The organism is Streptomyces sp. NPDC018693, assembly GCF_044391385.1.
Lineage (GTDB): Bacteria > Actinomycetota > Actinomycetes > Streptomycetales > Streptomycetaceae > Streptomyces.
The window spans coordinates 1-4792 of the sequence record NZ_JBIRZZ010000041.1; the positions used below are offsets into that span (position 1 = coordinate 1).

5 protein-coding genes are annotated in these 4792 nt (G+C 37.1%); 4 read left to right on the forward strand and 1 reads right to left on the reverse strand.

What is annotated here, in order from left to right:
• Positions 1-960: 960 nt before the first annotated feature.
• From ACH5AC_RS38315 to ACH5AC_RS38330, 4 genes are all read left to right on the forward strand, one after another.
• Entirely contained in the window at positions 961-1512 is a 552-nt protein-coding gene (locus tag ACH5AC_RS38315; protein ID WP_000028029.1) for a TetR/AcrR family transcriptional regulator, read from the forward strand.
• The gene (gene qacH / locus ACH5AC_RS38320) at positions 1512-1889 is read left to right on the forward strand and encodes a quaternary ammonium compound efflux SMR transporter QacH (RefSeq protein WP_000121134.1); all 378 of its coding nucleotides are present in this window, start codon (positions 1512-1514) and stop codon (positions 1887-1889) included. The genes ACH5AC_RS38315 and qacH overlap by 1 nt, the downstream gene beginning before the upstream one ends.
• A 614-nt stretch (positions 1890-2503) precedes the next feature.
• Positions 2504-3850, forward strand: coding sequence for a MobV family relaxase (gene mobV / locus ACH5AC_RS38325; protein WP_053082646.1), 1347 nt, complete (start codon positions 2504-2506; stop codon positions 3848-3850).
• Positions 3851-3864: 14 nt separating this feature from the next.
• Positions 3865-4047, forward strand: a complete 183-nt coding sequence (locus ACH5AC_RS38330; RefSeq protein ID WP_350835256.1) for a hypothetical protein — start codon at positions 3865-3867, stop codon at positions 4045-4047.
• 13 nt (positions 4048-4060) lie between these two features.
• Here ACH5AC_RS38330 and ACH5AC_RS38335 read toward each other — a convergent pair whose 3' ends face one another.
• Positions 4061-4618: a replication/maintenance protein RepL gene (locus ACH5AC_RS38335; RefSeq protein ID WP_048558832.1), complete on the reverse strand. Its 558-nt coding sequence runs from the start codon at positions 4616-4618 to the stop codon at positions 4061-4063.
• Between the last annotated feature and the right edge of the window lie 174 nt (positions 4619-4792).

Sequence of the window (4792 nt, forward strand, 5' to 3'; positions counted from 1 at the left end):
TGAACTATAGTCAAGCAAAAAATGACACATCTTAATTCAACTATGTGTCACAAGCTATGACACATATACGTGTCACAAGCTATGACACATTACCTTAACTAAAACATTGATATATCAACATTTTTTCTGTGTTCCCTTCTATATCTCCTAAAGGGCTTTTCTCCACGCAAGGTTCGGGTAGTATTTTTCGGACAGACCACCGAAAAATCTCCACCCTTTTCTCCTTGCATTCCGAAATTTTGGCGGTGCTGTACTTTCGCCAAGCCGACGTACCTAAAACGAGGAATTCAGGAAATCGGCTTGCTCGAGCCATTATACCGCCAAAACCGCCAGAGCTTCCGTTCATAAATTTTCTCTTTTGCCTTATGGATCTACGCAATATGGGGGCTTCCCCCAAACCCCCTTGCCAGCCTCCACCCTAAAACAAGGGGAGAATTGATGGTGTTCGAATAAAAATCTTTGATATTTAGAAATCTAATTTTAAAGAAGGGAGTTGAGCTTTCATGAATAGTAACAGTAGCATTAATAAAAGTAATTTAAATTTATTAGCCGTAGTAGCACTAGGATTGACGACAATTTACACCGCAATATTAGCGACTCAATTAATGTCCACAAAACATAAAGTTGATTATTTATATTACAAAGAACATTTTCAAAAAAATAATAAGGGGAATAATAATTAATCGCTAAAACAATGAGAGGCGCTCTAGAAGGGGTAGAGTCCTGAAAATGCGGATTTACAACGGTAATGTAATTTTCACCCATAAATAAAGCCGATTTTAAGAAATCGACTGTTGAACTAAAGCTCCCTTTACTTTAAGTACATTTCTTCACAATCTTTAGATTAATTTATTGGATTATTTTTATGTGAAAGAGTGATATTAAATAAGAGCTTTAATTCGATTGACAAAAAAACCGTCCAGAAGGTATATTATATGTATCTAAGTTATGGAGGTTATTATGTCTATTTCAAAGCATGCTAATAAGAAAAAAAATATATTGATTGCTGCATCTGAAATTGTAAAAGAAGAAGGAGTTGTCAAACTCACATTAGAGGCAGTCGCCCAAAGAGCTGGCGTGAGTAAAGGTGGATTATTATACCATTTTCCTAGCAAGGAAGCATTAATTAAAGGAATGGTGGAAGATTGGACAAATAATTATTTCGAATGCATTAATACGTTAGTTAATAACGACGATGATAACGCAATAGGAAAATGGAATAGGGCTTATCTTAAATCTACATTTTCCGATTTAGAAAACAATAATCTAAATTCCGCACTAATGGCTGCTATGTTTATTAATCCAGATTTATTAGATGAATTCCGGCAGAGATACGATATTTTGCATACAAAGTTAATAACTGATGGAATTGATCCTGTCAAAATAACAATTACAAGATTATCCATAGATGGTCTTTGGTTTTCAGAAATATTTGGAATGGCACCATTAAATGAAGAACTAAAAACACAAGTTTTTGATGAACTAATAAACATGATTCAGGAGGACGAATAATGTCATATCTATATTTAGCACTTGCAATAGTGGGGGAGATTATTGGCTCTTCCCTATTAAAAGCATCTGAAGGCTTTTCAAAACTCTATCCTACAATAGGGGTAATAATAGCTTTCGTTGGTTGTTTTTTCTTTTTATCCTTGTCGCTAAAAACAATCCCCTTAAACACTGCATATGCATTATGGGCAGGTTTAGGACTTGTTTTGACTACAGTAATTTCAGTTTTAGTTTGGAAGGAAAAACTTAACATGGCTAGCATTGCAGGAATAACACTGATTCTTGTAGGAGTTGTAATATTGAATTTGTTTGGACCAGGACATGGAGAATCTGGTCATGAAGCAAGCGAAACTATTACAATGAATGAGACAATGGAATAACACATAAAAAAGTCCTTCTTAATAAAGAGAAGGACTTTTTAGCTTAATTAAGGGTATTTTTTGAAGTCCTTATTCAACAAACCTGCGTACGTTAGTTTAAGTGTATCACTTCACAATTCCAATAGAGTAGAGTTTATTGAGACATAATGAAATTAGCGTTTTAAATGACTTCTGACTGTCTCATAAGACTTGTATCAAATGCTTACCGTTGTAAATCCGCATTTCCCTGACGCTACCCCTAGAAGCGTCTTTTTTGCTTTTTAAGGGTTTTTACTAGGGGCAACCTCTTACAAAGGCGAGAGAGGCCCGTATGGCGTCTGTCAACGGTACCGGACCGAAGGGAGGATAAGGAGTTGATAGACTCACTTCACCAAGACCCTCTTGGTGTCTCAAAAGGCAACACCTTTTGAGCTGCCTACCGGCGAGGGAGCCCCTCAAGGATTGAGGGGTTGGGGAGTTCGATTAAGGGGGTCTGGGGAAGAGTTCCCCAGTGGGTTTGGGCAAAGCCCAAGGTTTGGCTTTTAGCGTCGCAGACCACATGAAACTTTGCGTGCAAAGTGTAGTGTGTTACACTTTCTATTAATCTATCGATTTTCAGAAAGGGTGCGTACCCCATGAGTTACTCCATTATCCGAATGCAGAAAATGAAATCAAATGGGATAAAAGGGATTCAATTTCACAACCAAAGAGAGAGGGAAAGTGAAACGAATCCCGACATCAATAAAGCTGATTCTCATCTGAATTATGACTTGATAAACGGTCAAAGGCAGATTGATTACAACGAGAAAATTAGCCAAGTAATTGAGGACAATGTGACCTCTGGAAAAAAGATCCGTAAAGATGCAGTTAAGCTGGCTGAATTCTTAATTACCTCTGACAAGGAATTCTTCGATAAAATTTCACCCAAAGAGCAGAAAAGGTATTTTGAAACGGCTCATGAGTTCCTTGCTGATCGATACGGTGAAAAGAATTTAATCTATGCGACTGTTCACTATGACGAGAAAACCCCTCACATGCACGTAGGCTTCGTTCCAGTAACGGAGGATGGCCGACTATCGGCTAAAGATTTCTTTGGCCAGAAAAAGCAACTGGTGAGTCTTCAGGACGATTTTAATCAGTACCTGAAGCAAAATGACTTTAATTTGGAAAGAGGGGTCTCGTCGAGCCGTAAACACGTGGAGACGGCTAAATATAAGGCTCAAACGTTTCAAAGCATGGAGAAGGAAGCCCAAGAGAAATATGAGCGGACAATGGGGCATATTCAAGAGATTGATGATAAATCGAAATCGATTGCGAATATCGAAGCTAAAAAGGTTCTAGGGCTTGTTGGAATGAAGGAACAAGACTACAAAAGCCTAGTCGATTATGCGACCAATGGTGTGGCTTATCAGCTACAAGCAGAGAATCTGCAGAAAGAGTTGGAAAAGACTCAAAAAGAAGTTACGCAGCTGAAAGCTGATATGCAAATTGGACAAGATAAAATTCGCTATTACTACAAAGATATTGAAGAGAATTTAGACTCCTTAGCAGAGAAAAAAGCACTGCAAAAAGTGAAGCAAACAGACATTGTAAAGAACTATGGAGACTTGATAGAAAAGTACAATGGACTCGTTAATAAATATAATGACCAGTTGAAGGAGAAAAAGGAGTTAAAACAACAGGTGGACACTCTAAAAATTGAGAACCGGTCTTACCAAAATGAGAATCGGGAATTGAAATTAGAGAACGGAAAATTGAAGGGAAAACTCGTGCAGATCAGCAAGGAGTTTTCTGTTTTTAAAGAGAGGGTGGGCAAAGTTTTACACGCTCAACTTGACCGAGTAAAAACGTTCTTGAGGATGAATGATGTAGACCGAAGTACAATCAAGTTCCTGGATGATAGGCAAGATAAATTAGTCCAGGACTCTTTAGAAAAAATGGAGAAGCCACAAAGGCAAAAAGGGATGGAGATGGAACGCTGATGAAGGTGAAACAATTGGTTGAGAAGTTGGAGAAACTAGACCAAGAGGGAGAATTAATGCTTTTTATGAGGGATAGAAAGAGACCTCATTTAGGTTCTGGAACTCTTATTCCAATAAAAGATATTGGTGTTTTTACAAGTGTTGACCAAGATTCAAATGAGGGCAAATATGCTCTTGAAATAAAGAAAGGCGAGTAGTTATCTACTCGCTTTATTTTAAGTTTTCACGTTCTCTAAGGGCTTTAAATTTATCAAATTGGCTTTTGTATTCAAAGTCCTTGTTTTCCTTTTTGCTGACAAGGATTTTACCATCGTATTTAGCAAATTTCTTTTTGTCATTGCCATCTGTCCAAGCAAGGTCTTCGTTCACTACATAGACGTTTGATGTTCCCATTTTTAAAACATTTAAAAATCCATTCTCCTCTAAAAGCTTTACTGCTCTGTAAACTGTTGACCTTGATTTGCCAAAATAATCTTCAAAAACTGCATAAGAACAAGCTAAAGCATTTCTGTTATCCATGTGTTCCAAGATAAAAAATAATAAAGAACTTGCGAAGTTATGATTTGCCATTAACCATCTTAATTCTGGCATGTTGTCACGATAAAGCTGGATGAAATTATGATTTTTCTTTTTCTCTTCAAATTGCTCTTTGTCTTTGTTTTCTTGCTGTTCAAGATCAATAAGTCTTTGAAGCATTTGAAGTTGTTCAGGGGTTAACTCAACATTAATTTTTCTCTGCTCGTCCAATTTACGCACCTCTGCTGGCATAGAATCCTTCTCTCCCTTGTTATGTATCATCAGCTGTGATACCTATATGTATAATTTATGACACATCATAGGTCAAAAATGAACTATAGTCAAGCAAAAAATGACACATCTTAATTCAACTATGTGTCACAAGCTATGACACATATACGTGTCACAAGCTATGACACATTACCT

Coding starts and splice junctions, on each gene's coding strand:
- ACH5AC_RS38315 (WP_000028029.1), top strand. CDS start 961: ATGTCTATTTCAAAGCATGCTAATAAGAAAAAAAATATATTGATTGCT.
- qacH (WP_000121134.1), top strand. CDS start 1,512: ATGTCATATCTATATTTAGCACTTGCAATAGTGGGGGAGATTATTGGC.
- mobV (WP_053082646.1), top strand. CDS start 2,504: ATGAGTTACTCCATTATCCGAATGCAGAAAATGAAATCAAATGGGATA.
- ACH5AC_RS38335 (WP_048558832.1), bottom strand. CDS start 4,618: ATGCCAGCAGAGGTGCGTAAATTGGACGAGCAGAGAAAAATTAATGTT.